This window comes from [Actinomadura] parvosata subsp. kistnae (assembly GCF_900323885.1).
GTDB lineage: Bacteria > Actinomycetota > Actinomycetes > Streptosporangiales > Streptosporangiaceae > Nonomuraea > Nonomuraea composti.
Map to the genome: position 1 here is coordinate 343,859 of NZ_OOHJ01000022.1, position 24,650 is coordinate 368,508.

Annotated in this window: 25 protein-coding genes, 1 tRNA gene and 2 pseudogenes; 19 read left to right on the top strand and 9 right to left on the bottom strand. The window is 71.9% G+C overall.

The features are described from left to right. The first annotated feature begins 59 nt into the window (after positions 1–59). Together KIS93_RS67860 and KIS93_RS44405 are read left to right on the top strand one after the other, a co-directional pair. On the top strand, positions 60–995 hold the full coding sequence (locus tag KIS93_RS67860; protein WP_155128197.1) for an endonuclease/exonuclease/phosphatase family protein: 936 nt from the start codon (positions 60–62) through the stop codon (positions 993–995). Positions 996–1,084: 89 nt separating this feature from the next. Beyond that, positions 1,085–1,405, top strand: coding sequence for a GroES family chaperonin (locus KIS93_RS44405; protein ID WP_043632105.1), 321 nt, complete (start codon positions 1,085–1,087; stop codon positions 1,403–1,405). Positions 1,406–1,427: 22 nt separating this feature from the next. Here the strand turns inward: KIS93_RS44405 and KIS93_RS44410 are convergent, their stop codons facing one another. Then, the gene (locus KIS93_RS44410) at positions 1,428–2,351 is read right to left on the bottom strand and encodes a TolB-like translocation protein (RefSeq protein ID WP_080041330.1); all 924 of its coding nucleotides are present in this window, start codon (positions 2,349–2,351) and stop codon (positions 1,428–1,430) included. 69 nt (positions 2,352–2,420) lie between these two features. Next, a complete protein-coding gene (locus KIS93_RS44415; protein WP_080041331.1) occupies positions 2,421–2,876 on the bottom strand; it encodes a TIGR02611 family protein in 456 nt (151 codons plus the stop codon). Positions 2,877–3,025: 149 nt separating this feature from the next. Between KIS93_RS44415 and KIS93_RS44420 the strand changes: the two genes are divergently transcribed. From KIS93_RS44420 to KIS93_RS44435, 4 genes are all read left to right on the top strand, one after another. Next, positions 3,026–3,937, top strand: a complete 912-nt coding sequence (locus KIS93_RS44420) for a phosphotriesterase family protein (RefSeq protein ID WP_080041332.1) — start codon at positions 3,026–3,028, stop codon at positions 3,935–3,937. Between the two features lie 45 nt (positions 3,938–3,982). Beyond that, positions 3,983–4,366, top strand: a complete 384-nt coding sequence (locus KIS93_RS44425; protein ID WP_186404788.1) for a PPOX class F420-dependent oxidoreductase — start codon at positions 3,983–3,985, stop codon at positions 4,364–4,366. 45 nt (positions 4,367–4,411) lie between these two features. Beyond that, on the top strand, positions 4,412–5,392 hold the full coding sequence (locus KIS93_RS44430; RefSeq protein WP_080041333.1) for a sensor histidine kinase: 981 nt from the start codon (positions 4,412–4,414) through the stop codon (positions 5,390–5,392). 68 nt (positions 5,393–5,460) lie between these two features. Next, positions 5,461–6,114, top strand: coding sequence for a response regulator (locus KIS93_RS44435; protein WP_080047065.1), 654 nt, complete (start codon positions 5,461–5,463; stop codon positions 6,112–6,114). A gap of 5 nt (positions 6,115–6,119) precedes the next feature. On the opposite strand, the gene secY is transcribed toward KIS93_RS44435, so the two are convergent. Then, positions 6,120–7,409 (bottom strand): preprotein translocase subunit SecY, encoded by a 1,290-nt coding sequence (secY, locus tag KIS93_RS44440; RefSeq protein ID WP_080041334.1) that lies wholly within the window; start codon positions 7,407–7,409, stop codon positions 6,120–6,122. 87 nt (positions 7,410–7,496) lie between these two features. On the opposite strand from secY, the gene KIS93_RS44445 reads away from it, so the two are divergent. Beyond that, entirely contained in the window at positions 7,497–8,093 is a 597-nt protein-coding gene (locus KIS93_RS44445) for a P-loop nucleotide/nucleoside kinase family protein (protein WP_080041335.1), read from the top strand. Here the strand turns inward: KIS93_RS44445 and KIS93_RS44450 are convergent. Further along, positions 8,035–8,646: a TetR/AcrR family transcriptional regulator gene (locus KIS93_RS44450; RefSeq protein WP_080041336.1), complete on the bottom strand. Its 612-nt coding sequence runs from the start codon at positions 8,644–8,646 to the stop codon at positions 8,035–8,037. The two genes, KIS93_RS44445 and KIS93_RS44450, sit on opposite strands and share 59 nt — an antisense overlap. Before the next feature lie 52 nt (positions 8,647–8,698). Between KIS93_RS44450 and KIS93_RS44455 the strand changes: the two genes are divergently transcribed. Continuing rightward, positions 8,699–10,918, top strand: coding sequence for an excinuclease ABC subunit UvrA (locus KIS93_RS44455; protein ID WP_080041337.1), 2,220 nt, complete (start codon positions 8,699–8,701; stop codon positions 10,916–10,918). Here KIS93_RS44455 and KIS93_RS44460 read toward each other — a convergent pair. Both KIS93_RS44460 and KIS93_RS44465 read right to left on the bottom strand, forming a co-directional pair. Then, positions 10,881–11,660 carry a putative hydro-lyase gene (locus KIS93_RS44460; protein WP_222107863.1) on the bottom strand — a complete coding sequence of 260 codons (780 nt, stop codon included), beginning with the start codon at positions 11,658–11,660 and terminating at the stop codon, positions 10,881–10,883. The genes KIS93_RS44455 and KIS93_RS44460 overlap by 38 nt on opposite strands. A 53-nt stretch (positions 11,661–11,713) precedes the next feature. Then, positions 11,714–12,124 (bottom strand): winged helix-turn-helix transcriptional regulator, encoded by a 411-nt coding sequence (locus tag KIS93_RS44465; protein WP_080041338.1) that lies wholly within the window; start codon positions 12,122–12,124, stop codon positions 11,714–11,716. 58 nt (positions 12,125–12,182) lie between these two features. On the opposite strand from KIS93_RS44465, the gene KIS93_RS44470 reads away from it, so the two are divergent. From KIS93_RS44470 to KIS93_RS44495, 7 genes and pseudogenes are all read left to right on the top strand, one after another. Beyond that, entirely contained in the window at positions 12,183–13,136 is a 954-nt protein-coding gene (locus tag KIS93_RS44470) for an NADP-dependent oxidoreductase (protein WP_230465431.1), read from the top strand. A 71-nt stretch (positions 13,137–13,207) separates the two neighbouring features. Next, positions 13,208–14,053: an AAA family ATPase gene (locus KIS93_RS44475; RefSeq protein WP_186404789.1), complete on the top strand. Its 846-nt coding sequence runs from the start codon at positions 13,208–13,210 to the stop codon at positions 14,051–14,053. Next, positions 14,050–14,484: a hypothetical protein gene (locus tag KIS93_RS44480; protein ID WP_186404790.1), complete on the top strand. Its 435-nt coding sequence runs from the start codon at positions 14,050–14,052 to the stop codon at positions 14,482–14,484. The genes KIS93_RS44475 and KIS93_RS44480 overlap by 4 nt, the downstream gene beginning before the upstream one ends. Positions 14,485–14,556: 72 nt before the next feature. Next, a pseudogene (locus KIS93_RS69265) lies at positions 14,557–15,015 on the top strand (DUF2201 family putative metallopeptidase); the annotation flags it as partial. A gap of 164 nt (positions 15,016–15,179) precedes the next feature. Further along, positions 15,180–15,254 (top strand): annotated as a pseudogene (locus KIS93_RS69270) (hypothetical protein); the annotation flags it as partial. 144 nt (positions 15,255–15,398) lie between these two features. Then, positions 15,399–15,803 (top strand): VWA-like domain-containing protein, encoded by a 405-nt coding sequence (locus KIS93_RS44490; RefSeq protein ID WP_186404932.1) that lies wholly within the window; start codon positions 15,399–15,401, stop codon positions 15,801–15,803. Beyond that, positions 15,800–16,468, top strand: coding sequence for a hypothetical protein (locus KIS93_RS44495; protein WP_080041341.1), 669 nt, complete (start codon positions 15,800–15,802; stop codon positions 16,466–16,468). The genes KIS93_RS44490 and KIS93_RS44495 overlap by 4 nt, the downstream gene beginning before the upstream one ends. A 42-nt stretch (positions 16,469–16,510) precedes the next feature. Here the strand turns inward: KIS93_RS44495 and KIS93_RS44500 are convergent, their stop codons facing one another. Next, positions 16,511–16,753 carry a hypothetical protein gene (locus KIS93_RS44500; protein WP_155128200.1) on the bottom strand — a complete coding sequence of 81 codons (243 nt, stop codon included), beginning with the start codon at positions 16,751–16,753 and terminating at the stop codon, positions 16,511–16,513. Beyond that, positions 16,750–16,977, bottom strand: a complete 228-nt coding sequence (locus tag KIS93_RS44505) for a DUF6158 family protein (protein WP_080041343.1) — start codon at positions 16,975–16,977, stop codon at positions 16,750–16,752. The genes KIS93_RS44500 and KIS93_RS44505 overlap by 4 nt, the downstream gene beginning before the upstream one ends. 96 nt (positions 16,978–17,073) lie before the next feature. On the opposite strand from KIS93_RS44505, the gene KIS93_RS44510 reads away from it, so the two are divergent. From KIS93_RS44510 to KIS93_RS44520, 3 genes are all read left to right on the top strand, one after another. Next, on the top strand, positions 17,074–18,006 hold the full coding sequence (locus KIS93_RS44510) for a LysR family transcriptional regulator (RefSeq protein ID WP_080041344.1): 933 nt from the start codon (positions 17,074–17,076) through the stop codon (positions 18,004–18,006). An 83-nt stretch (positions 18,007–18,089) separates the two neighbouring features. After that, complete coding sequence (locus KIS93_RS44515; protein WP_080041345.1) at positions 18,090–19,532, top strand: S1 family peptidase; 1,443 nt, start codon at positions 18,090–18,092, stop codon at positions 19,530–19,532. A gap of 228 nt (positions 19,533–19,760) precedes the next feature. Then, positions 19,761–19,834 (top strand) — tRNA-Ile (locus KIS93_RS44520). A 994-nt stretch (positions 19,835–20,828) separates the two neighbouring features. Here KIS93_RS44520 and KIS93_RS44525 read toward each other — a convergent pair. Then, entirely contained in the window at positions 20,829–21,350 is a 522-nt protein-coding gene (locus KIS93_RS44525) for a hypothetical protein (protein ID WP_186404792.1), read from the bottom strand. Between the two features lie 1,282 nt (positions 21,351–22,632). Between KIS93_RS44525 and KIS93_RS44530 the strand changes: the two genes are divergently transcribed. Next, positions 22,633–24,126, top strand: coding sequence for an alpha/beta hydrolase (locus tag KIS93_RS44530; protein WP_155128204.1), 1,494 nt, complete (start codon positions 22,633–22,635; stop codon positions 24,124–24,126). The last annotated feature ends 524 nt before the right edge of the window (positions 24,127–24,650 follow it).

Sequence of the window (24,650 nt, forward strand, 5' to 3'; positions counted from 1 at the left end):
GCACACCTTCTCATGAACCGGCTCATGAACCCGGATGGCGCTTTGTGGCGATACAGGCCGTGCGGACATGGACGAGCTGGATCATGGTGGTGCCCTTCGCCCTGTGGGCGGCGGTGCGGTTGAGCGGGTTCGAGCCGGACTGGCCGTGGGTGCCGGCGGTGGCGTACACGCCGTACGCGGTGTGCGCGGCGGTGCTCGGCCTGGCCGTGGCCTGCGTGCTGCGGCGGTGGGCGGCGGGCACGGTCGCGCTCGTGTCGGTGCTGGCGCTGGTGCCGGCCGTGCTGCCGCGCGCGCTCGCCGACGGCAACCCCGACGCGAAGGGGCCGGTGCTGCGGGTGCTGGCGGCCAACCTGATGGTCGGCAAGGCGGACACGGCGGAGCTGGTCGCCCTGGTCGAGCGGCTGGAGCCGGACGTGCTGGCCCTCCAGGAGTTCACCCCGGACGCCATGCGGCGGCTGGAGGAGGCGGGGCTGCGCCGCACCCTCCGGTACGCGGTCACCCGGCCGCTGACGGGGGTGGGCGGCTCCGCCGTGTACGCCCGGCATCCGCTCAAGGACGGCGGCTTCATCAAGCTCGGCGCGTTCGGGCAGGCCAGAGCCTGGCTGACGCACCCGGACGGGGACCGCGTCGAGGTCGTCTCCGTGCACCCCTGCGCGCCCAAACGGACCGGGCGGCAGCCGTGCTGGCGGGGCGGGCTGGAGGCGCTGCCCAGGGGCGGCGGGGAGGCGCCGCGCGTGCTGGCGGGCGACTTCAACGCCACGCTCGACCACCTGCCGGTGCGCGACCTGCTGGCGTCGGGGTACCGGGACGCGGCCGACGTGACGGGGCGGGGGTTCGTGGCGACGTGGCCGCAGTTCGGGTCGTGGTTGCACTCCCCCGGGGTCACTATCGACCACGTGCTGGCGGACTCGCGGATGGCGGTGCGCGACTTCCAGGTGCTGACGCTGCACGGCACCGATCACCGGCCGGTGTTCGCCGAGCTCAGGCTGCCGTAGCCGCCCAAATGGCGGCGGCGCCGGCGGCGGGGCGGCCGGTGTGGGCATCCTGGGGGAGCGCGCGTCCGCCTGCTCGTAAACTTGAGCCTGTGGTAGAGCCCAAGTTCGAGATTCAGATGCTGCACGACCGGGTCATGATCAGGTTGGAGCAGGAGGCCGAGGAGCGGCGCAGCGGCTCCGGGATCGTCATCCCCGCGACGGTCAAGATGGCCAACCGCCTGGCCTGGGGCGAGGTGTGCGGCGTCGGCACGAACGTGCGCTCGGTCAAGGTGGGCGACAAGGTGCTGTTCAACCCCGAAGACCAGTTCGAGGTGGAGGTGCACGCCAAGGTCTACCTGGTGATGCGCGAGCGCGACCTGCACGCCGTCGCCACCCAGGAGACCGACCACGGCACCGGCCTCTACCTGTGACCGCCTCTACATGTGACCGCCTCTACCTGTGACCGTGGACGAATGACAGCCACAGGTCGGCGGCCCACGTCCGGGCGGGCACGCCGGCCAGCACGCGCGTGACCCTGCCGCCGAGGTCGAGCACCGACAGGCGGTAGGCGCCGCGGTGCGGCATGACGGCGATGAGGTGGCCGTCGTCCCACCAGCCGAGCACCGCCGCCGGCCGCGCCGCCACCCGCGCGGCGATCCGGCCTGTGGCCGGGTCCACCAGGCACAGGTGCTCCGCGAAGCGTGACGGGCACCAGGTGAGCAGCCGCTTGCCGGAGGGCGAGAACGGGTCCTCGGGGCCCGTCGGCAGCCCGGCGCCCGCGTACGTGCGCAGCACCGCCCCGTCGGAGGCCCGGTGCACGCGCAGGCCGGCGCCGTGCCGGGTGACGAGGTCGCCGCCCGGGCTCCACCAGAAGCCCGCCCCCGCGCTCAGCCCGGAGACCCGCACCGTGCGGGCGGTCCTGGAGACGACGTCCACGACCGTGAAGCCGAGCACCCGCCACGTGCCGCTCACCTTCCGCTCGACCGTGAGTGCCACGCGCCTGCCGTCGCGCGCCCACGAGGCGTAGGAGGCGGTCATCGGCTGCTTCACCGTGCGGATGGTGGCGGACCTGCCGGTGGTGCGGTCGGTGACGACGAGATGGTCATAGCCCGAGCGGTACGCGCGGGGCACGCCGGCCGTCCAGCGGCCGCCCGGCGAGAGCGACACTTCCGACAGCGTCTTCTCCCAGGTGAAGGCGTCGCCGGTGGCGGACCTGAGGTAGGTGCGCTTGGTGCCGAGGCCGTAGGCGGCCAGGCGTACCGGATCGCCCGCCTGCTCGCGGTAGGTCACCCCGCCGGTGCCGGGCAGGACCACGTCCGCCCGCGCGATGGGAGTCTGGAAGAGCAGGGACAGCGCGACGGCGAGATGAGCGATCACGCCTCGCACACTAGGCAGCCGGATGGGCGATTCCCCGCCCCGATAACGACCGGGTCTGGATGTGCGGTGCTAGACGAAGCGCTGGGCGATCTCGATGACGTCGATGCCCAGCGTGAGCAGGCCGAAGTAGACGATCACCGCGGCGGCGGCCACTGTCACGAGGAGCACGAGGATGCGCACGATCCAGCCCTGCCGCTTGTACCACTCGGTCCAGGCGTGCAGCGTCTGCTTGCCGAACTCCAGCACCTTGTGCGCCCAGTGGAACTCCGTGGCCAGCACCGCCAGCCCGGCGAACACCACGAGCCAGCCCGGCCCGGGGAACGGCACCATGATCAGCCCGCCCACCACCATGATGGTGCCGATCACGCCGACGACGATCTTCAGGGTGAGCGCGCCCGTACGGGTGGAGCGCACGCCGTCGAGCCAGCCCTTGAAGCCGGAGCGGCGTCCGGGCATGCTCGAGTGCTCGGCGGCCTCGTCCTTGATCACGTCGGCTTCGCCGGTGTCGGAGTTACGAATCGCCACAAGTCCCCCCGGCAGTCGGTGTGCGTCCCAGGATACGACCCTGCCCGGTATGGCCACTTGCAGACGACTAGCAAACCACCAAACCCCATAACCGGTAAAATTTCCCGTCTGAGCAGCCTTTATCCGGCAAACATCGGTTAATGTGCGTTATGCCCGAGGTTCTGCTCCGTACCGTCACCGGCCCTGTACGCGTGGCCGCCATCGACGGCACCGTCCTCCCCCATGAGCACCTGCGTACCGACATGCGCTGGGCGGTCGGCATCGACTCCGACCCGCACCGCTGGCTCGACGAGGAGATGACGGTCAGCGCGGAGCTGCGCGAGCTGCGCCAGTCCGAGCAGCTCGGGCTCGTGGTCGAGCTGACCTGCATGGGCATGGGCCGCGACGCCGCCGCGCTCGCGCGCATCGCCGCCGGCAGCCGGGTGCCGGTGATCGCCTCGACCGGCCTGTTCGCCGAGCCGTTCACGAACGTCGGCGACGAGGACGTGGACAGCCTCACCGCCCGCCTCATGGAGGAGATCGTCAGCGGCGTGGACGGGACCGGCGTCTTCCCCGGCGTCATCGGCGAGGTCGGCTCCTGGGGCCCCGAGCCGACGGCCCGCGAGGAGCGTTGCCTGGTCGCCGCCGCCCGCGCCTCCCTCCGCTCGCGCCTGCCCGTCGCCACCCACGGCAGGAACGGCCTGGCCCTCCTGGAGATCCTGCTCGGCCAGAACCTGCCCGGCTCCCGCATCGCCGTCGGCTACGCGGGCACCGACCTGGGCGCGGCCAGGAAGATCGCCGAGTCGGGCGCGTACGTCAGCCTCGGCGCGCTCGGCCTGGGCGCCGACCAGGCCGCCCGGCTCGCGCTCGGCCTCATCGAGGACGGCCACGCCGGCCGCCTGCTGCTCAGCACCGGCCTCAGCCGGGTGGCGCAGGTGCGCCGCTACGACGGGCCCGGGTACGCGCACCTGTTCCACGCGCTGCTGCCGCGCCTGCGCGAGGCGGGCACCGGCGAGGACGTGATCCGCCTGATCACCCATGACAACCCGCTACGCTGGCTGACCGACGGGTTCACCGCCTGACCCCGACTTGACCTCAACCAATGTCAAGGTTGCAGACTGGGCGGCATGATCTTCACAGCAGCGGAACTCGACTACCTCGCCGGCCAGCGGCTCGGCCGCCTCGCCACCGTCGGCCCCGACGGCCAGGTGCAGAACAACCCGGTCGGTTTCTTCGTCCAGGACGGCACCATCGTCATCGGCGGGCACGCCCTCGGCATCTCCAAGAAGTTCAAGAACATCCAGCGCGGCAGCACGATCGCCTTCGTCGTGGACGACCTCGCCTCCGTCGACCCGTGGGTGGCGCGGGGCATCGAGATCCGCGGCACGGCGGTCGCGCTGACCGACGCCGAGCCGCCCGTGCCGTACTTCTCCCGCGAGGTCATCCGCCTCTCTCCCACCAAGATCATCTCGTGGGGGCTGGACGGGCCCCGATCGAGCCGGAAGGTGTGAAAGCTCGCTAGGATCGGGGCTACACGAGCCTGAGCGGGTGGGGGGATGGCGACCGACGACACGCGGAGCACAGGGCGTCTGCGCAGGCCGCTCGCCGCACTGTCCCGCCTGAGCCGGCTGGGCGACGTGCCCGTCGTCGTCATGCTGGCGTGGGCCGGATGGCTGGCGGTCCCGTGGTCGTTCAGCGGCCTCGCCCAGGCCCGCGCGGCCGCCGCCGCAGCGGCCGCCGACGCCGAGACCCCCCAGCTCCAGACCCCGGCCACCGACCAACCACCGGTCCTGCCGCCCGTCGCCACCCAGTCGCAGGCCCTTCCGCCGGACGACGACCTTCCGCCCGCGACCGGCCGGCCCGCGCCGGTGGCATGGGGCATCCCCGCCGCCCGCGTCGCCCCGTTCACCACCGTCCGCCCCTGGCACCCGGCCCCCGACGTGGAGGGGGTGCTGGCGCGGGAGCGCGCCAGGATCGCCGGTGAGGTGCACGACGCGGCCGGTCACGGGCTGGCCGCCATCGCCATGCAGGCCGGCCTCGCGCTCGTCACCCTCGACGACGACCCCGAGCAGGCACGCGCGTCCTTGCGCGCGATCAAGGAGACCAGCACGACGGCGCTCGCCCACCTGCGGGCGGCGCTCGACGGCATCGACCCGCCCGCCGGCGACCTGGCCGCGCTCATCGACGGCGTCCGGGCGGCGGGCCTGCCCGTGGACGTCGAGCCCCCGGCCCTCACCGTGCCCCCGCACCTCCACGGCCCCGTCTACCGGGTGGTGCGGGAGTCCCTGACGAACGTGCTGCGGCACGCGGGCCCGACCCGGGCACTCGTGCGCGTCACGGAGGCCCCGGGCGAGCTCGTGCTGGAGGTCGCCGACCGAGGCATCGGCCCCACGGGCGAGGACGCCGACGCGGGCGAGGGTCGTGGGGTGGCCGGGATGCGGGCCAGGGTGACCGAGGCGGGCGGCCGGTTCACGGCGGGTCCGCGCGAGGGCGGCGGGTTCCGCGTGGAGGCCAGGTTCCCGCAGGTCCCGGCATGAGCAGCGACACGGCGCAAGACGCGAACGACGGCACGGAGCAGGGCGTGAGCGGCGACGCGGTGCCGGGCGTGATCAGGGTCGCGGTGGCCGATGACCAGGCCGTGGTGCGGATGGGATTGCGGGCGTTGCTGGAGCGGGAGCCCGGCATGGAGTGCGTGGGCGAGGCCGGTGACGGGCAGGCGGCGCTGGCGCTGATCCGGCGCACCCACCCCGACGTCCTGCTGCTCGACATCCGCATGCCCGGCATGGACGGCCTGGCCACCCTGCGCGCCATCGCCGGCGACCCGGAGCTGCGCGGCACCCGCATCGTCGTGGTGACGACGTTCGCCGTGGACGAGTACGTCTTCACCGCCCTCCAGGCCGGCGCGAGCGGGTTCCTGCTCAAGGACAGCGCCCCCGACGAGCTGGTCAACGCCGTCCGGGTGGTGGCCGCCGGTGAGGCGTTGCTGTCGCCGGCCATCACCAGGAAGGTCATCGGCCTGTTCGGCAGGCAGGGCGACGCCCGCCCGGTGGAGGGCATCGAGACGCTGACGCCGCGCGAGCGGGAGCTGGTGGCGTGGGTGGCCACGGGCCGGTCGAACGAGGAGATCGCCAGGGAGCTGACGATCAGCCCCGACACCGTGCGCACGCACGTGAGCCGCGCGATGGTGAAGCTGCGGGCGAGAGACCGGGCGCAGCTCGTGGTGTTCGCGATGCGCGCCGGCCTCGCCCTCCCCGGCTGAGCGCGTCACTTCTTCAGGAAGCCTTCGTAGTTGCGTTGCTGGAGCTGGGCCTCGATCTGCTTCACGGTGTCGAGCCCCACCCCCACCATGATGAGGATGCTGGTCCCGCCGAACGGGAAGTTCTGCTGCGTCCCCGGGTCCCGCAGGATCGCGAAGGCGACGAGCGGCAGCAGCGCCAGCACCGCGAGGTACAGGGCTCCGGGTGCGGTGAGCCGGCTGAGCACGTACGCGAGGTAGGCCGCCGTGGGCCGGCCGGGCCGGATGCCGGGGACGAAGCCGCCGTACTTGCGGATGCCGTCGGCCACCTCCCCGGGGTTGAAGGTGATGGACACGTAGAAGTAGGCGAACCCGGCGATGAGCAGCACGTACGCCGTCATGTAGAGCGGGTGCGTCCCGGAGGTGAGGTTGAGCTCGACCCACGCCCGCGCTTCGGGCCCGAGGAGGGGGGCGGCCAGCGTGGGCAGGTAGAGCAGGGACGAGGTGAAGATGACGGGCACGATGCCGGCCTGGTTGACCTTCATGGGGATGTAGGTGTTCTGTCCGAACGTGCGGTTGCCGATGAGCCGCTTGGTGTACGACACCGGCACCCGCCGCTGCGCCTGCTCGACGAACACGACGGCGGCCACGAGGAACAGCCCGGCCACGATCATGACGACGAAGCTCACGGGGCTGAGCACGAAGATCTTCGACAGGTAGGCGGGGAACACGGCGACGACCTGGGTGAAGATGAGCAGCGACATGCCGTTGCCGACGCCGCGCTCGGTGATCAGCTCGCCGAGCCACATGACGGCGCAGGCCCCCGCGACCATGGTGAGCACGATGACGGTGACGGCGAGCAGCCCGTCGTCGCGCAGCAGCGGCTGGGAGCAGCCGGGCAGGAGGCGGCCGGTGCGGGCGAGGGTGACGACCGTGCCGGCGTTCAGGACGGCGAGGCCGACGGTGGCGTACCGGGTGTACTGGGTGATCTTCGCCTGGCCGTTCTGTCCCTCCTTCCTGAGCGCGTCCAGCCTGGGGATGACGACGGCGAGGAGCTGCATGACGATGCTCGCCGTGATGTACGGCATGACGCCCAGCGCGAACACGGACAGCTGGAGCATGGCGCCGCCGCTGAGCATCTGCACCATGTCGAACAGGCCGCCACTGGCGGAGCCGATGCACCGGCGCACCACCACGATGTCCACGCCGGGGGCGGGCAGGAGCTGTCCCAGCCGGAACAGCACGACGATCCCCAGGGTGAACAGCACCTTCCCGCGCAGCTCTGGCGCTCGGAAGACTCGGGTCAAGACGGTCAGCATGGGCACCGAGTCTGCTCGCGGGCGGGGGCGCGGTCGTCCGCCGAGGCGAGGCACCGGCGTACGCAGATCCGCGTATACGGTGATCGGATGAGCACGCTCTGGGTGATCAGCGGGCCGCCGGGGGCGGGCAAGTCGACGGTGGCGGCCGAGCTGCTGGCCCGCCTGTCCCCGGTGCCCGCGCTGCTCGACAAGGACACCGTGTACGGCGATTTCGTGGCCGAGGTGCTGCGGGCCCATGGCCGCCCCGACGGCGAGCGCGAGGGCCCGTGGTACGACGAGCACGTCAAGCGACACGAGTACGCCGGGCTGACGAGGATCGCCCGGCAGATCAGGGAGCACGGCTGCCCGGTCATGCTGGACGGGCCGTTCACCACGCAGGTGCACGACGCGGCCGCGTGGGCGCGGTGGGTGGCGGAGCTGGGCGGGGCGCCGGTGCGGCTGCTGTGGGTGCGCTCCGACGGGCCGACGTTGCGCGCGCGGCTGACGGCCAGGGGTTTCGGGCGGGACGCGGGCAAGCTGGCGGCGTTCGACGCCTATCTGCGGGCGATCCGGGTGGACGAGCCGCCGGTCGTACCGCATCTGGAGATCGACAACCGGCGGGGCGCGCCGGCGGTCGGTGCGCAGCTCACGGCGGCGGGTATACCGCCGCGAACACGGCGGGCAGCCGGGGAACGAGCCGGGTGAAGCGGCCCTCCTCGTAGGTGGCGCCGGGCTCGTTGGCGAGCTGCTGGGAGACGGGCCCGGCGATGAGGCTGGCGGCCAGGGCCAGACCCTCCTCTCTGGCGGCGTCGGGGTGCAGCTCGCCGCGCCGGACGGCGTCCCTGATGAGGGTGGCGAAGTGCTCGTGGATGGCCAGCGCGGGCGCGTACGACTCGGGCGAAGGGGTGAATCCGGGCACCGGCCGCCAGAACAGGAGCTGCGCCAGCACCTGGTTGTCCATGATCCACCGGGCGCCGGCCTCCAGCGAGGCCCCCATCCCGCGCAGGCCGGGCTCGCCGGGGGCGCGCACGGCGGCGAGGTAGCCCTCCTGTCCCAGCTTGAACAGCGCGTCGTAGACCGCGTGCCGCGACGGGAAGTACTTGTAGAGCGAGGGCGGCCGCACCCCCAGGCGCCGGGCGACGGTCGCCAGGCTCAGCCCCGCCACCCCTTCCTCCGCCATGACGTCGAGCGCGATGTCGAGGATCTCGGCCTGCGTCTCGGCCCTGCGGCGGGCTCTGCGGTCGGAAATGTCAGCCATGCCCGATAGCTTAGGCTAATGGTAGTAGCTCTAGCTATGGGGGTGAGTCTGCGTGTCGCGTGACATCGAGCTGATCGGGCTGCGGCAGAACAATCTCAAGAACGTCTCGTTGCGCCTGCCCAAGGAGCGGCTGACGGTGTTCACGGGCGTGTCGGGCTCCGGGAAGTCGTCCATCGTGTTCGGGACGATCGCGGTGGAGTCGCAGCGGCAGCTGGGCGAGACGTTCAGCGCGTTCGTCCGGCACCGGCTGCCCAAGCACGAGCGGCCGCGAGCCGAGCGCATGGCGAACCTGACGGCGGCCGTCGTCGTCGACCAGAAGCCGGTCGGCGGCGGCGCCCGCTCCACCGTGGGCACGATGACCGAGGTGCAGGCGCTGCTGCGGGTGCTGTTCTCGCGGCGCGGCACCCCGTCGGCGGGCCTGGCCAGTGCCTACAGCTTCAACGACCCGCAGGGCATGTGCCCCGGCTGCGACGGGCTGGGCCGCACGGTCGAGGTCGACCTGGACAAGCTGATCGACCCCGAGCTGTCGCTCAACCAGGGCGCCCTGGCCCTGCACCCGATCGGCTCGGCGCCGTGGCAAATTTACGCCGAGTCGGGATTGTTCGACCCCGACAAGCCGCTGCGCGACTTCACCGATGAGGAGCGGGAGCTGCTGCTGCGCGGGAGCGGGTTCAAGGTCAAGCGGGGCAAGTACATGAACACGTACGAGGGCGTGGTGCTCCGCTTCAACCGGCTCTACCTGCAGCGGGCGCGCGAGCACGTGGACGAGGAGGCCCGCCCGTACGTGCGCGAGCGCACCTGCGCTACCTGCGGCGGCGCGCGGCTCAACGCGGCCGCGCTGGCCTCCAGGATCGACGGCCGCAACCTTGCCGACTACGCCGCGATGGAGGTCACCGACCTCATCGAGGTGCTCGAACGCCTCGACGACCCGGTGGCGGAGGCGGCCGTCGAGTCGCTGCGCAGGATCGAGGCCATCGGGCTCGGCTACCTCAGCCTCGGCCGCGAGACGCCGACCCTGTCGGGCGGGGAGGCGCAGCGCCTCAAGACCGTGCGCAACCTGGGCAGCAGCCTGACCGGCATGACCTACATCTTCGACGAGCCGAGCGTCGGGCTGCACCCGCGCGACGTGCACCGGCTGGGCGACCTGCTGCTGGAGCTGCGCGACAAGGGCAACACGGTGCTGGTCGTCGAGCACAGCCGCGACCTGATCGAGCTGGCCGACCACGTCGTGGACCTGGGGCCGGGCGCGGGCACCGAGGGCGGGCGGGTCGTCTACGAGGGCACGGTGGCAGGGCTGGCCGCCGGCGGCACGCTGACCGGCCGCATGCTGCGCCGGGTGACCCCGCTCAAGGAACGCGTGCGCGAGCCGACCGGCCGGCTCACCATCGCGGGCGCGAACGCCCACAACCTCAAGAACGTCACCGTCGACGTGCCGCTCGGCGTGCTGACCGCCGTCACCGGCGTCGCCGGGTCGGGCAAGAGCACGCTGATGCGGCAGGAGCTCGTGGCGCGGCATCCGGAGACGGTCCTCATCGACCAGTCGGCCATCGCCGCCTCGCCGCGCTCCACGCCCGCCACGTTCCTGAACGCGATGGACCCGCTGCGCAGGCTGTTCGCCGAGGCGCACGGGGTGGCGCCGGGCATGTTCAGCTTCAACTCGGCCGGCGCGTGCCCAGTGTGCAAGGGGCGCGGCGAGATCAGGACGGACCTGGCGTTCATGGACCCGGTGACGCGGGTGTGCGAGGCGTGCGGGGGCAGCAGGTACAGCGGCGAGGCGCTGTCGTACCGGGTGGCCGGGCGGACGATCGCGGACGTGCTGGCGATGACGGCGGTCGAGGCGGCGGCGGTGTTCGAGCTGCCGGGCGTGGCCCGGCTGAGCGAGGTGGGGCTCGGCTACCTGACGCTGGGGCAGCCGCTGAGCACGCTGTCGGGCGGGGAGCGGCAGCGGCTGAAGCTGGCGCACCGGCTGCGCGAGCGGGGACGGGTGTACGTCTTCGACGAGCCGACGACCGGGCTGCACATGGCGGACGTGGACACGTTGCTGGCGCTGCTCGACCGGCTCGTGGACGACGGCAACACGGTGATCGTCATCGAGCACGACCTCGACGTGGTCAAGCGGGCCGACTGGGTGATCGACCTGGGGCCGGAGGCGGGGCAGCACGGGGGCAGGGTGGTGTTCGAGGGGACGCCGGCCGCACTGGCCCACGCCTCCACCCATACGGCGAAATATCTCGCTAAGGCTCTAGATAGTCGTCGTCCCGGACGTCCATGATCGCCATGTGCCCCGGCAGGTGGCCGATCGCGAAGTCGATGCCGCTGGCCAGCACCGCCGCCTGCGGCGTCACCCCGCACGCCCAGAACACCGGCACCTCCCCCGTCCGCACCTCCACCGGATCGCCGTAGTCGGGCCGGGCGAGGTCGTCCACCCCGATCGCGGCCGGATCGCCGATGTGCACCGGCGCCCCGTGCACCAGCGGGTACCGGCCGCTCACCTCGATCGCGGTGCGCACCAGCTCGCCCGGGATCGGCCGCATCGACACCACCAGCGGCCCCGACAGGCTGCCGGTCGAGCGGCAGGGCACGCTCGTGACGTACATCGGCACGTTCGTGCCCGACTCCAGGTGCCGCACCGGCACCCCGGCGTTCAGCAGCGCCCGCTCGAAGGTGAAGCTGCACCCGATCAGGAACGGCACCAGGTCCTCGCGCCACTCCGCCACCACGTCGTCGAGGTCGGCGACCGCCTCGCCGCCCCGGTAGAGCCGGTAACCGGGCAGGTCGGTCCGCAGGTCACCCCCGAACAGCTCGGTGGACCACGCCCCCGGCTCCCCGATGTCGAGCACCGGGCACGCCTGAGGATTTCTGTGGGCGAACAGCAGCAGCTCGTACCGCAGCCGCTTGGGCACGGCGATGAGGTTGGCCTGCGTCCAGCCCTGGCACCAGCCCGCGGTGGGCACCCGCTCACCGGTGCGGAAGCGCTCCCGCGCCTGCGCGGGGCTCAGGTCGGCGACGTCCACGCCTTCGAGCGTAGGAGCGCGGCCTGCGCAGGTCCACCGTCGCGGCCCGCTCGTCACACGGGTTTGACCGGCTCCTTGGCGCGCTCGTCGTACGCCTGCCTGGCCGCGATCACCTCGTCGGCGTGCTCGCCCGCCCACTCGCCGATCGAGCGCAGCACGCCGACGACGCTGCGCCCCAGCTCGTTGAGCTCGTAGTCGACCCGCGGCGGGATCGTCGGGTAGACGGTGCGCACGATCAGCCCGTCGCGCTCCAGGGTGCGCAGCGTCTGCGACAACATCTTCTGCGTGATGCCGTCGAGCATCCTGCGCAGCTCGTTGAAGCGCCGTGGCCCGTCGAGCAGCGCGCCCAGCACCAGGCCCGTCCACTTGTTGGTGAAGATGTCGAGCACCGTGCGCGGCTTGCACGCCTGGAGGAACGCGTCGGCGCCGCCGTACTGGCGTAGGTCGGGAAACGTGGTATCCATCAGGTACCTGAATACCGCAGAAGTGCCTTCTTCACAACGGATACCGGCCTTCACCAGCATGGTCGGTGTGACAGAGAAGATGCGCGCGATCGTCTACCGTTCGTTCGGCGAGCCCGAGGTGCTGGAGCTCGCCGACATTCCGCGGCCCGCGCCGGCCCCCCATGAGGTGCTGGTACGCGTCAAGGCCGCGGGCGTCAACCCGCCCGACTGGAAGCTGCGGCGCACCCCCTACCCGCCGGACTACGCCGAGCCGCCGCTCGTCCCCGGCTGGGACGTGTCGGGCGTCGTCGAGGAGGTGGGCGCCTACGTCGGCCGGTTCAAGCCCGGCGACGAGGTGTTCGGCATGGTCAACTTCCCGCTCTACGGCGGGGCCTACGCGGAGTACGTCGTGGCCAGGCCGCGGCAGTTCGCGTCCAAGCCGGCCGGGATCTCGCACGCGCAGGCCGCGGCGCTGCCCATGGCGGGGCTGACGGTGTGGCAGGCGTTCGACGACATCGCGGACGTGTCGCCGGGGCAGCGGGTGCTCGTCCACGCCGCCGCGGGCGGGGTCGGACACCTGGCCGTGCAGGTCGCCAAGCTGCGCGGCGCGTACGTGATCGGCACGGCGCGGGCCGCCAAGCACGAGTTCGTCCTGGGGCTCGGCGCCGACGAGATGATCGACTACACCGGCACGGACTTCGCCTCGGCCGTGTCCGGCGTGGACCTCGTGGTGGACATCGTGGGCAAGGACTACCCGGCCAGGTCGTTGCCGCTGATCCGGCCCGGAGGCGCGCTGATCGCGGTCGCCGGGGTGACGCCCGAGGACGTCGAGGCGTACGCGAAGGCGGGGGTGCCGCAGGGCCTGCTCATCGTGGAGCCCGACCACGCGGCGCTGGCGTCGCTGGCCGCGCTGGTGGCGGACGGCTCGCTGACCGTGCACGTGGACCGGGTCTTCCCGCTGGCCGAGGCGGCCAAGGCGCACGCGTTGATGGAGAGCGGCGACTTCGTCGGCAAGCTCGTCCTGGAGATTTGACATCCGGCCCGCGTCAACCTACGTTGACCTTCGTAGGAAAGTCAATCAAAGTTGACGCGGGGTGGTTTTCGATGGACGCACTGTCGGTCGCCGTGGCGGCCAACCTGCCGGTCCTGCTCTGGGGAGCGCCCGGCACCGGGAAGACCTCGGCCGTCCTGGCGCTCGGAGAGCGGCTCGGGCTGCCGGTGGAGGCCGTGGTCGGCTCCATCAGGGAGCCGAGCGACTTCGCCGGGCTGCCGGTGCTGCGCGACCGGGAGACCTGGTTCGCGCCGCCCCGGTGGGCGGAACGGCTGGCCGCCGCGGGGACGGGGATCCTGTTCCTCGACGAGCTCACCACGGCGCCACCCGCCGTCCAGGCCGCCATGCTGCGGGTGGTGCTGGAGCGGACCGTCGGGGACCTGGCGCTGCCCCCGTCCGTACGGATCGTCGCGGCCGCCAACCCGCCCGAGCAGGCCGCCGACGGGTGGGACCTGTCGGCACCGCTCGCCAACCGGCTCATCCACCTGGACTGGACGGTCAGCGCCGAGTCTGTGGCGGAGGGATTCATCGGCGGCTTCCCCGCCCCCGCCGCCCCTCTGGGGGAGGTCGGCGACGCTCTGGCGGGGCGGGCCCGGGCGCTGGTGGGGGCCTTTCTGCGGGTACGGCCGGAGCTGGTGCTCGCGGTGCCGGACGGGCCGGCTCGGGGGTGGCCCAGCCCGCGCACGTGGGACCTCGCAGCCACGGCCCTGGCCTGCACCTCCACTCCCGCGATCGGAGACCCCCCACCCATGGGCGGCCCCGCGCCCACGGAGGGCCCCGCACGCACGGGCGGTCCCGCACTCACGGGCGGCCCGCACGCACGGGCGGCCCCGCACGAACGGAGGGCCCCGCACGCACGGGCGGCCCGGCACCCCTGGAGGGCCCGGATCTTCCCGTGATCGGCGGCCCTTTCACCAGTGAGCGGGCCGGGCGGGTGGAGGTGGCGGGGGCCGGGATGGAGCGGGTTCGGGCCGAGCTGGTGGTCGGCGCGGTCGGGGAGGCGGCCGGGTTCGAGCTGCTGTCCTGGCTGCGGGACCTGGACCTGCCCGACCCGGCGACCCTGCTCGCCGACCCCACCGCGCCGCTGCCCGACCGGGTGGACCGGGTGCACGCCGTGCTCGGCTCGGTGGTGGCGCACGTGGCGGCCGACGGGAGCACCGACGCGTGGCAGCGGGCGTGGACGGTGATCGGCCGCGTCGCCCGCCGCACCCCGGACGTGGCGGCCACCGCGGCCCGCTCCCTCGCCGCCCGCCGCCCGCACGGCGCCGCCCTGCCGCAGGCGGTGCTGGAGCTGGCCCCCGTCCTGCGTTCCGCGGGGCTCATGCCATGAACGAGCCTCACGAACGGTCCGGGGGGCTCATGCCATGAACGAACCTCACGAGCGGTCCAGGGAGCTCATGCCATGACCGTGCCTCACGAGACGCCTGCCCCATCCACCGGCCCATCCACTGGCCCGGCCGCCGAGCGGGCCGTGCTGGACCGTTTCGCGGGCGCTCGGTTGTGGGCCGCCGCCCGTGCCCCGTACCTGGCCTCGGCCCTGTTCGCCCTCACCCCGCTCCCCCACGAGCACGCCCCACCCCGTCCCGCCGCCGACGAGCACTGGAACCTGCACCTCAACCCCGCCACCACCCCCGCCACCCCCGTGCCCAAGCTGGGCTGGTGGCTGCTCCACCACGTGGGCCACCTCCTCAGGGACCACCACACCCGCGCCCGCCCGTACCAGGAGCACCAGGACGAGGCCCTGCGCTGGGCCCGCGCCGCCGACGCCGAGATCAACGACGACCTGACGCGGGACGCCCCGCCGGACACGATCTCCCCCGAAACCCTCGGCCTGCCGGACGGCCTGCTGGCCGAGCGGTACGCCGCCCTGCTCGACCTCATCGACCCGCCACCCCACCTGACCCCCTGCGCCCGCCCTCCCTTCACGGGCCCGGAGGCGATGACGGCGCTGGAGCGCGAACTCCTGTCCAGGGCGGTGGCCGCGGAGATCGAGGCCAGGGGCACCGCTCCCGGCGGCTGGCGGCGCTGGCCGAGCGGACGCTCCGCCCCGAGGTGGACTGGCGGGCCCGGCTGGCCCGGCTCGTCCGCAGGGGCCTGGCGCGGGCGTCCGGCCGGGTGGACTACAGCCACGCCCGCCCGTCCAGGCGGGCCGCCGCCGCGCCGTCGATCGTCCTGCCCGTCCTGGTGCGGCCGCTCCCCCGCGTCGCCGTCGTGGTGGACACGTCGGGCAGCGTCACCCGTACGGTGCTGGAGCAGGCGCTCGCCGAGCTGGACGGCGTGCTGCGCGCCACCGGCCACCGGTGGCTGGAGGTGATCTGCTGCGACACCGAGGCGTACCCGGCCCAGCGGGTGCGGGCGGCGGCGCAGGTGGAGCTGGTGGGCGGCGGCGGCACGGACCTGCGGCCGGGGTTCGAGGCGGCGACCGGGGCCGACGTGGTGGTCGTGCTCACCGACGGCGACACCCCGTGGCCGGCACGGCGCCCCCGCCCGTACGTCATCGTCTGCCTCTTCGACCCGAACATCAGCCCTGGCCCCGACCCCAGCCGTGGCCTCAGCAACTCGGACTTCCGCCCCGGCTCTGGCGATCGGCACTCGGTTCCCGCGTGGGCGAGCGTGGTCCGCGTACCTCAGGAAAGGAGCGCCAGGTGACGGAGTGGGACGGCTTCACGCAGGGTGAGGTGCGGAGATGGCGAGGGGCCGGGTTCGGCCCCGAGGAGGCGGCGGCGTGGCGGGAGGCGGGCGTGACCGCCCCCGCCGACGCCCGGCTCTGGCGGACGGCCGCCGCCACGCCCCGCACGGTCGTCACCTGGCAGCGGGCCGGCATGACCCCGCGGGACGCGGTGCGCTGGCACGAGCTGGGGGTCGCCCCGCACGACGCCGCCCGCCGGCACCTGGCCGGCGAGCGGCCGCGCCGGGTCCCCTGGTGGTCGCGGCCGGCCGTCCCCGAGCCCGGCCCCGACGTCGTGGACGCGTTGCGCCGGCTGCTGCGGGCGGGGGTGCCCGCCGACGTGGCCCGCTCGTACGCCGACGCCGGGTGGGACGGGGCCGAGGCCGGGGAATGGGCGCGGCGGCGAGTGGACCAGGGGGACGCCCGGGTGTTCAGGGCGCTGGGCTTCACGGCGGCCGAGGCGGCCAGGACCGGTCGGCCCGCGGTCGAGGTCATGGCCGCGTGGTGGGGCGCCGTACCGTTGGAGGAGGTGGCGTCGTGGTGCGCGGCCGGGCTCACGCCCGCCGAAGCGGCCCGCCAGCGCGCGTCGGGCGTCACGGCGGAGCAGGCGTCCGTCCTCCGCGCCCTGTCGTCACCCGGCCCATGAGGTACGGACGTCCGGCACTCGACCTCGAACGTGTGCCAGCGCTCAGTATTCGACCTCGAACGTGTGCGGCCCGAGCCCGTACCCGCCGCCGAACGGCACCACGTACCCCTGCTCGACCAGCTTGCCCAGGCTCGCCCGTACCTCCTCCTCCGTCAGCCCCGAGGCCCGCACCACTCCGTCGAGCCCGGCACTGCCGCCGCCCGACTCGACGGATTGGGCGGCCACCGCCTCGTAGACGTGAACGTCCAGGTCGGACAGGGCCTGCACATCATGGCGTTCGGTCATGTCCGTTGCCTCGCTCCCTCCCTCAGCCGCGCCGGATCGACCTCCCGGTCGGGGTAGCGGCGGAGGTACTCGGCCTCCAGCTCGCTCGTCCGGGAGGTGTGGCGGTCGAGGGCGTCGTCGGACCCGTGGAAAAAAGTATCGCTCCGGGTGGTGTGCAGCTGGCGCAGCTCGCGTACGAGATCATCGTCGCTGAGCTGGGCCGGATCTATTCCCATCGTCGTCATGCGCTCCCCCTACCCCAGGAACCCCCGAACAATATCTGTCACAATTCCTGACATATAGGCATTGTTTGTAAGAGATCGCCGCCTTACCTTCCCGTTATGGACCTCGAGCTCAGGCACCTCAGGATCGTCCGCGCGGTCGCGGACGCGGGAAGTGTGAGCAAGGCCGCGTCCCTGCTCGGGCTGGCACAACCGGCCCTGACCGCACAGCTCAAGCGCATCGAGAGGGTGCTCGGCGGCGCCCTCTTCGAGCGCGACCGCCACGGCGCCAGGCCCACCCGCCTCGGCGAACTCGTGCTCGACCGGGCACGCGTCCTTCTCCCCGCAGCCAAAGAACTGCAGGACGAAGCCGTACGTTTCGCTCACACCCCCTCCCCCGGCTTCCGCATCGGCGCCACGAACGGGCCGATACTCGGGGGCCTGGTCGACCGGCTCGCCGCCGAGCGGAAGGTCAGCACGTACACGTCGTGGTCGACGCACGAGCTGAACAGCATGGTCGAGCTCGGCCGGCTCGACTACGTCCTGACCGGGGCGTGCGGCGACTCCGGCACCCCCACCGGCACCCTCATCTGGGAGATGATCAGCCTCGATCCCGTCTTCTGCCTGGTCGGAGAGGACCATCCCGTCGCCAAGGAGAAGGAGGTGGAGCTGGCCGACCTCGCCGGCGAGCAGTGGGCGGTGACGCCGGGCGACGGCTGTTTCGCCGACTGCTTCGCGATGGCGTGCGCGCGGGCCGGGTTCACGCCGGGCACGATCTACGAGACCGACGTGCCGACCTGCGCCCACCTCGCCCAGGTCGGGCGGGCCGTGGTGCTCTGCCAGGCCACCCACCAGGCCGCGCAGGGGCTGGTCATGGTGCCGCTGGCCGGCGCGCCGCTGCGCTGGCGGCAGCTCCTCGGCCGCCACCCCACCGCGCCCGAGGCCGCCTGGGTGGTCGGTCAGGCCAAACAGGCCCACATGGACGCGGTACGCCGCAGCCCCGTCTACTACGACTGGCTGGTACGAAACCCGGGTTACGGCACCGCTCCATAACACGGCGATAGGGGCAAAGTGATACTCCTCCGCGCCGGGGACCGCCGTTACCGTGACGGCACCCCAGCAGCGAGGAGACACCCATGCTCCGCACCCCGGCGCTGATCGGGATCACGATCGGCGCGTTACTCGTGACGGCGACCCCGGCCGTCGCCACCGCGAAACCACCGTCAGGCGTGGTCGACGCCCTGCAACGCGACCTCGGCATCACCAAGGACCAGGCGATCAGCCGCCTGGCCAACGAGGCCCGCGGCAACGCCGCCGCACCCGGCCTGAGCAAGCAGCTCGGCGACCGCTATGCCGGAATCTGGTACGAAGGCGCCGAAAGCGCCCTCGTCGTGGCCAGCACCTCCGCCGCCGACACCGCATCGATCACCCGCGCCGGCGCCAGAGCCCGCGTGGTGCCGCGCTCGTTCGCGCAGCTCACCACGGTCAAGGAGGGCCTCGACCGGACGGCGCCGCCGGCCTCCGTCCACAGCTGGGCCGTCTCCCCGCAGAGCAACTCCGTCGTCGTCCTCACCAGCGACGAGCAGGCCGCCCGCGCCTGGGTCGCCGCCAGCGGCGTCGCCGACACCGCCGCCGTCACGTTCGAGCCCTCGTCCGAACGCCCGCGCCCGCTCTACGACATCCGCGGCGGGGACGCCTACTACACCTCGGACGGCTACCGCTGCTCGATCGGCTTCGCCGCCAGACGCGGCACCCAGCTCGGCTTCACCACCGCCGGCCACTGCGGCACCACCGGCATCACCACCACCGGCTACAACCGCGTCGCCCAGGGGACGTTCCAGCTGTCCTCCTTCCCCGGCAACGACTACGCCTGGATCGCCACGAACACCAACTGGACCGCCCCCGGCGTCGTCAACACCTACACCTCCGGCACCGTCCCCGTCCGCGGCTCGGCCGTCACCCAGCCCCAGGGCTCCGTCTGCCGCTCCGGCTCCACCACCCAGTGGCACTGCGGCGTCGTCCAGGCGCTCAACTCCACCGTCAACTACCCCGAAGGCACCGTGTCCGGCCTGACCCGCACCAACGTGTGCGCGGAAGGCGGCGACTCGGGCGGCTCGTTCATCTCCGGCGACCAGGCCCAGGGCATGACCTCCGGCGGCTCCGGCAACTGCACCTCCGGCGGCACCACATACTTCCAGCCCATAGGCGAGGCCCTCTCAGCCGGCGGCCTCACCCTCGTAACGGCCGGCACCGAACCCCCGCCGACGGGTTGCCAGGGCTACGAGGAGACGTACACCGGCTCCCTCACCTCCAACCAGAGCGCCTACCAGCCGAACGGCTCGTACTACCAGGCCACCGTCTCCGGCCCCCACACCGCCTGCCTCGACGGCCCCAACGGCACCGACTTCGACATCTACCTCCAGAAATGGAACGGCTCCTCCTGGGCCGTCGTAGCCAGCGCCACCACCCCCAACCCCGACGAAACCCTCACCTACAACGGCACCTCCGGCTACTACCGCTACCGCGTCCACGCATACACCGGCTCCGGCTCCTACACCCTCGGCCTGAACCGCCCCTAGTCTCGACCGCCCCCGTCGCCCGCAGCACCACCGCACCCCTCGCGGCGGTGCTGCGGCTTTTGTGATCGCCTCGGGCTCCAAGAAGGCCGTCAGGCATGGAATGATGTCGGCGGAGACCCGTCTCCCGTCCAGCCGGGCACCACGGCGGGGCCCGATGCTCTAGCCTTAGCTTGCACGGGCTCGGCATGATCCTTCGGTGCCTTCGCCCGCGGCGCACAACTTCATCCAGGGGCGGTAGCTCAGCCGGTCAGAGCATCGGACTCATAATCCGTGGGTCGTGGGTTCAAGTCCCACCCGCCCTACTCACCAACACCGCGTCCGATCTGGGGTTTCTCGGTCCTCGCCGGCGTCGTATCTCGTTTTTGATCATGGCTGGTTGCTCGGCGGTGCGGGTTGTGTCACACGGTAGATCATTTATGCCGCCACCGTCACGACAGATGCCGGACGCGGCCTACCAGGCCGCCCGGGAGACGGCCCGGCCGGTGCTCGCCGCCACGTCTGCGCTGGGGCGGCCGCTCGGCGCCTGACTCAGCTTTGCCTCATTGTTCGCCCCATGCCGCGCCAGCGCGCGGGCGCAGCTGGGTTTTCCGCAGGCGAGAAGCGTGCCTTGCAGGATTCAAACCTGCGACCGTCGGATTAGAAGCCGGTCTCCCCACGGTCTCCCCTTCGAGGCGGTTGACGCGTCAGGGCACATTGAGCGAGAGCGTGGCCTCCGATATGAGAACCGGGCGGCCGTCCCAGCGGCCGGGTCTGACTGGTTTGGACGTACAGGTGGGAGATGGCGGTGCTGGGCAGATGTTCTGAGGTTCTCGCCACCGGGTTCCCGGGCGCGCGTGCACCCGTAACCACCAGACGATCACCTTGGTCGACTCCACGGCCTGGAACAGTTCGCCGAATAGCCAGGCGGCTTTCGCCAACAGGCGCTCCTCGGCACGACCACCTCGTACACCTCGGTGTTCTCGGAGAACCTCGACGTCGGCAGCGGCGACCCATCCAACTCAACCGCCCCAGCCCGCCAGCGGCAGCGTCGCGATTACGGGCTTCACGACCAGTCCTTGACCACCTGATGGGTCTACACCACGATTCAGGCCGCGTCCGAAGCCGGCGTCGGCGGGAAGGCCGCGCAACGTCCCTGCCGCGTGATCAGGAACGGCCTGAGGATCTTGATGGGTGAGCCGGCATGAGGCGGCTCACCCTGCGGATCCACGAACGCCTCCGCACGACTTTTCACCGACCCCACACGCCCGGCCGACGGGTCGTCCGACCTCCTCAGTGCGATCGGCCTGGATGCCCGGTTCACCGATCCTGAGGGCCGGGCCCAGGCGACGACACCGCCCCGGCGGACGTGCCCTCCGTGCTGCGGCCGGCCACGGCGTCGGAGGCCACCCGGCGCTTGTACTGCGCCCCTGGCGGGTTCGCCGTGGTGGTCGCCAGGGGGCCCGGTCCCGGTCTCCTGGCGCGCCTGCGTGGCGTCGCCAGGTCCGGGGCCGAGACGACCGAGACCCTGGTCAGGGCGTTCCTGGCGGCAGGCGCGGGTGTCATCGTCCCCGCCGAGCGACGGGACGCGGACCCGGCCGCCGTCCGGGCGCCCGCGCCCTCGATCGCCCCTCGGCGCTGTGCCCAGGCGACGGCCTCGTGCTCGCCGAGGACGAACTGCCGCCCGACGTCGACATCACCGTCGCGCAGGACTGGGTGAGCGCCGTACGAGGTGCGCCGCCCGCCTCGCGGGCTTGCCTGACCGGCGGACGGCCGGCGCCTGGCGGCAGGGGCGGTCAACGGTGGCGTGGCGCAGCCGATGCCGCGGCCGCGTACGGCCATACGCCCGCCGTCCTCCGCCCCTCAAGGACGCCGCCGTCTCGTTCCGGGCGGGCACGGATTGGATATCCGATGGCGTAGCAGGTGGACAATGCCGCATGGCACATTGAGCGCGATCTGAGTACCTGGCATTCATGTCGGCGCGAGCGGCCGATGGGGATGCGGAAAGGAGAAACGGATGCGCGTCCGGAACGGGTGCCGTGTGCGTGGAATGGTGGCCGCCGTGCCGGAACCGCCCGTGCCGGCGATGCTCGGGAAATCCGGCAATGATGAGATCGGCCGGTTCCCTGAAACCAGAAGGGCGGACATGTACCTGCTCTGCCCGAGCGGGACAACGATAGCCGGCAGCGGGACGGACGCTGAGTGCGGCCGACTCGCCGACCCCGGTCGTCTGGCACCTCGCCCAGCTGCGGGACGTGGTTCGTCTCGCCTGGCTACAGGCCCGCGTCGATGGGGCGGGAGGGGCGAAGAAACGGCTGGACAAAAGGCCACGCAACTCTTGGTCGTAGATCATGCGTGAAAGGAAAGTAGGTCAATGCCCAGGAAGAGCAGGACGGTCATCGGCGCGCTTCTCCTGATCCCGGTGGGCTCAGTGTGATCACTGTCACCGAGCCCGCCCACGCCTGCGCCGGCGCGGCGCCGGGATCACTGTGTTCGGGAGTGTCACGAGAGGCAAGTGTCTTGAGGCGGACTTCACCGCCCGGCCGCTTCAGGGCTCATGTGGCACTCCGGGTGCCAGGTGGGAATACGGTCCCCGCCTGAATACGCTCCGCAACATCCGTTCGCATATGTGCCTGGACACCGACGGCACCAGGATCGACATGTCCGAGGTCGGCAGCAACGGTCGTCACGGGAGTAACATCGACTCAATACCCAAAGAAAAGCAGCTCTTCCGAATGGACGACGATTTTTCGGCATAAACTACACCACGGTTTGCCCCTCTCACTGCGGCCGTGATGCGAGAAGTACAGTGGCCGGCAAATCCTTGGCCGCCCCGCTCGGCCATCCGATGAAAAAGCATGCGTGAACCGGAAGCTCAAGCGAATGTCGCGGGTGTCAGCCCCGCATTCGGCGAGCGCAGATCACCTGCTCATGCGCCATGGAATTTCCGATACGGTCGATGAATCGCGGTACAGCGATCGCTCCGGCGGTCTCATCGGGATCGAGGGCGCAATTTCGGTACTGCATCAGATGCGGCTGGAATCGCCGGAGAGTCGCAACGTACGCCCGTAAGCGGTAGGCGCGTGAGCAGCCCGGCAAGCGCCGATCAACGCTAGGAAACAATGTGCGAAAGAGAACGTCTCCGCGCGCCATCGTCGTCATGGCGATGACGGCGTTGTTGACCGTCACGACGTCGTGCGCGGCCGGCAGGACGGCGGCCGGAGAGAACGCCCCCGATGCCGTGGGCAAGCGCGGCATAACGTGGAAGCCGTGCGAGGAGGAGCCTGCCGTCGAATGCGGCACGCTGACGGTGCCGATCGACTGGTCCAAGCCGGACGGGCCCAAGATCGGCCTGGCCCTCGCCCGGCGCAAGGCCACCGATCCCTCCGCGCGGATCGGATCCCTGCTGACCAACCCGGGCGGACCCGGTAACTCCGGAGTTGAGGGGATCTTCCGCCCTTCCGGCTTCAGCGAGGAGATCCGGCGGCGGTTCGACATCGTCGGCCACGATCCCCGGGGCGTCGCCCGCAGTGGCGCGGTGACCTGCTCGGCTTCGGCGTACAACAAAATGCCGGACCGCGTCATGACCAGCCAGGCCGACTATGACGAATGGATCGCCTACAACAAGGAACTGCACGCCGACTGCCGCAGGCTCACCGGCCCTTTGTACGACCACCTCGACGCGGTCAACGTGGCACGTGACATGGACGCCATTCGCGCGGCGCTCGGCGATGACAAGCTGACCTCGTACGGCGTCTCCTACGGCACGCTGTCCCAGCAGATGTACGCCGAGCTGTTCCCGGACCGGGTCAGGGCCATGGTGCTGGACGGCAGCATGGACCACAGCCTGAACGTCAAGGCGTTCCAGGTGACCGAGGCGGCCGCCGTCCAGGACAGTTTCGACGAGTTCGTCGCCTGGTGCGAACGGGACACCGAGTGCGTCCTGCACGGGCGCGACGTTCGCGCGCTGTGGAAGGAACTGCTCGGGAAGGCGGACCGCGGCGAGCTGTCCTGGCCGGGCGGTTCCGACCGTCCTGTGAACGCTCACAACCTCAAATGGCTGGGCGTGGTCCTCAACGAGGCGCCCGACTGGCGGCTGGCGGCCCAGGTACTCAACGCCCTGGACGGCGGTCCGGTGCCGGCCGGCATGCCGGGCCCTCCGGGCGATGGGCCCGTGAGCGGGAAGACCGCCGAACTCCCCGCCGCGATCCTCTGCTCGGACTTCGACCTGTCGCTGCGCGACTACGACGAGTACGCCGATGTGATGCGCGGCTCCAACGCGGCAGCCCCGGACATGCGCTACAACCCGATGCCGATGGGCGACATGCCGATCTGCCAGGGCCGCCCGGTCACCAACCCGCAGCACCGGCTGCGGTACACCGGCAGCGCTCCGCTGCTGGTGAGCACCTCACTGCACGACCCCTCCACACCGTACGAGTGGTCGGCCGCCGTGGCCGGGCAGCTTGGCCCCAGAGCCGCACTGCTCACGTACGAGGGCTGGGGTCACGGCATCTACGGCAGGACCTCGTGCACGACGGCTGCCATGGACAGCTACCTGATCTCGCTGACCGTTCCCGCACCGGGCACCCGCTGCCCGGCCGAAGAGCGCCAGGATTGAGGGCTGTCCCTCCGGCCCGGCCCGCGCCACCGGCATCCGGGCAAGCGCCGTGCGGCCCGGCCAGAGGTCAAAGGCCAGAGGTCAGAGGTCACAGGTCACAGGTCAGAGGTCACCGGGAAGGACGTACGGAAAGATCCGATACGACCGTGGCCATCCCTGACCGGGGGGCGATGCCGGGCGGTGTTCCTCGTCGGCGGGCCGCCCCCGGCCGCGCACGCCGTCAGTTCCGCGGGATGGACTGGCCGAGCGTGCAAGGCGAGTGAACCTCTCCGGGAAGAGGCGGCAACCGGGCAGTGCACAGTCTGAAGACCGGATCTGAGATGAGCGGACGCCTTCCCGGACCCGGCACGCCGTGGCCCGGCGTGATGGCCGGGGCCGCGTCACCGTCACGGTGCGACTGGACGCCCGACCGGGGCACGGCGGGGGCCGCGTCACCGTCACGGTGCGACTGGACGCCCGACCGGGGCACGGCGGGGGCCGCGTCACCGTCACGGTGCGGCTGGACGCCCGACCGGGGCACGGCG

Coding starts and splice junctions, on each gene's coding strand:
- KIS93_RS44510 (WP_080041344.1), top strand. CDS start 17,074: ATGGACCTCGAGCTCAGGCACCTCAGGATCGTCCGCGCGGTCGCGGAC.
- KIS93_RS44420 (WP_080041332.1), top strand. CDS start 3,026: ATGCCCGAGGTTCTGCTCCGTACCGTCACCGGCCCTGTACGCGTGGCC.
- KIS93_RS44515 (WP_080041345.1), top strand. CDS start 18,090: ATGCTCCGCACCCCGGCGCTGATCGGGATCACGATCGGCGCGTTACTC.
- KIS93_RS44475 (WP_186404789.1), top strand. CDS start 13,208: ATGGACGCACTGTCGGTCGCCGTGGCGGCCAACCTGCCGGTCCTGCTC.
- KIS93_RS44425 (WP_186404788.1), top strand. CDS start 3,983: ATGATCTTCACAGCAGCGGAACTCGACTACCTCGCCGGCCAGCGGCTC.
- KIS93_RS44500 (WP_155128200.1), bottom strand. CDS start 16,753: ATGACCGAACGCCATGATGTGCAGGCCCTGTCCGACCTGGACGTTCAC.
- KIS93_RS44505 (WP_080041343.1), bottom strand. CDS start 16,977: ATGACGACGATGGGAATAGATCCGGCCCAGCTCAGCGACGATGATCTC.
- KIS93_RS44470 (WP_230465431.1), top strand. CDS start 12,183: ATGGTCGGTGTGACAGAGAAGATGCGCGCGATCGTCTACCGTTCGTTC.
- KIS93_RS44525 (WP_186404792.1), bottom strand. CDS start 21,350: ATGGCCGTACGCGGCCGCGGCATCGGCTGCGCCACGCCACCGTTGACC.
- KIS93_RS44445 (WP_080041335.1), top strand. CDS start 7,497: ATGAGCACGCTCTGGGTGATCAGCGGGCCGCCGGGGGCGGGCAAGTCG.
- KIS93_RS44430 (WP_080041333.1), top strand. CDS start 4,412: ATGGCGACCGACGACACGCGGAGCACAGGGCGTCTGCGCAGGCCGCTC.
- KIS93_RS44465 (WP_080041338.1), bottom strand. CDS start 12,124: ATGGATACCACGTTTCCCGACCTACGCCAGTACGGCGGCGCCGACGCG.
- KIS93_RS44450 (WP_080041336.1), bottom strand. CDS start 8,646: ATGGCTGACATTTCCGACCGCAGAGCCCGCCGCAGGGCCGAGACGCAG.
- secY (WP_080041334.1), bottom strand. CDS start 7,409: ATGCTGACCGTCTTGACCCGAGTCTTCCGAGCGCCAGAGCTGCGCGGG.